The organism is Paenimyroides ummariense (genome assembly GCF_900115115.1).
GTDB classification, from domain to species: Bacteria; Bacteroidota; Bacteroidia; order Flavobacteriales; family Flavobacteriaceae; genus Flavobacterium; species Flavobacterium ummariense.
Genome location: NZ_FOVI01000074.1, coordinates 1 through 1,173, shown reverse-complemented (window position 1 = coordinate 1,173; position 1,173 = coordinate 1). Strand labels below are relative to the sequence as shown.

Below are 1,173 nucleotides of genomic sequence, written 5' to 3'. Positions count from 1 at the left end.
TAATTGTTTCCAATAAATTGTTGTGGTTAATTTTAGCCATAATCCGTATTATAAAATCCTAAAATTGCTAAAAATAAAGCTGTTAGCTCCTATACGAATCACAAATAATACCTTTTGAATAACTATTTATACCTTTCTGATAACTTTTAAGCTTAGATGTAGCTTTTAAAAAAAAATTTAGTTATAATTTTATTAACTGTTAAACATACAATCAAAACACCCCAAAATTATGTTAACTAACTATGAAAATGATTTCGCCTCGTACGAGTTGAAAGATTCCCTGCTTTACATCATTTACAAAGAAGGGAGATACATTGATTACGATGCCGCGACAATAATCGTTGAAGACCGCCTGCGGTTTCAGTCATATAAATCATATGCTATCCTTTGTGACGTTTCGCTGGTCCAGGACATCAGTGCGGATGCAAGGGAATATCTTGCGGATTACGGATCTTCGATGGTGAAAGCTGTAGCGCTATATAGTTCAGCACATACGCTGCGTAAGCTTTCAAACTACTTTGTTGCTATCAACAAACCGAAAATACCAACCAATACTTTTGACAACCTGACAGAAGCTGAAATATTTTTAAAAAAATATATCTGAATATGAAAAATTTTACCTGTTCACTTGAGCGTTGGCGCAACTATAACGAAAGCATGCTGGAGCTTGCTAAAGGCAATCTGAGCAAAAAACTTATAATAAACAATCTAAACGATGATTTTGAGGGATTGGAAGCCCTTCTGAATTGGATTAACGACGAGTGGAGGCAGCGCGTACTTCACATGACCTTTACAAAACCCAGCGAATCACAGAAATTCATCAACCATTTTGAGATCATCCTAAACAACGAACTGTATATAAAGGATACCGATGAACTGTTTCCTCAATTCATGAACATTGATTATGAGCTTACAGACGGTCATAAGATTACCGACTTTATCAGACCATCCGATCAGAGATCATTTTCAGAATACCTAAATTATCTAAAAACCAACGGTAGTGCAGCTGTTGAGACCCCGTCGATTACCGTACTAAACGTTCCGTTTTTATACAGCATTAAAAAGTTAGGCTCAAAAAGCGGCTATATCCTTAACCTCTTTCAAATACATTTGGACAAGAAGTACTTTCGAAAAGGAATCAGACCGGAATCCGCGGAAATTGTCAAACTGGAG

At 36.1% G+C, this 1,173-nt stretch carries 2 protein-coding genes; both read left to right on the top strand.

The annotated features are described in order from the left end of the window. The first annotated feature begins 229 nt into the window (after positions 1–229). Positions 230–604, top strand: coding sequence for a DUF7793 family protein (locus tag BM253_RS17130; RefSeq protein WP_091526708.1), 375 nt, complete (start codon positions 230–232; stop codon positions 602–604). Positions 605–606: 2 nt separating this feature from the next. After that, a partial coding sequence (locus BM253_RS17125; RefSeq protein WP_143095713.1) for a hypothetical protein occupies positions 607–1,173 on the top strand: 567 nt, incomplete at its 3' end.

Coding starts and splice junctions, on each gene's coding strand:
- BM253_RS17130 (WP_091526708.1), top strand. CDS start 230: ATGTTAACTAACTATGAAAATGATTTCGCCTCGTACGAGTTGAAAGAT.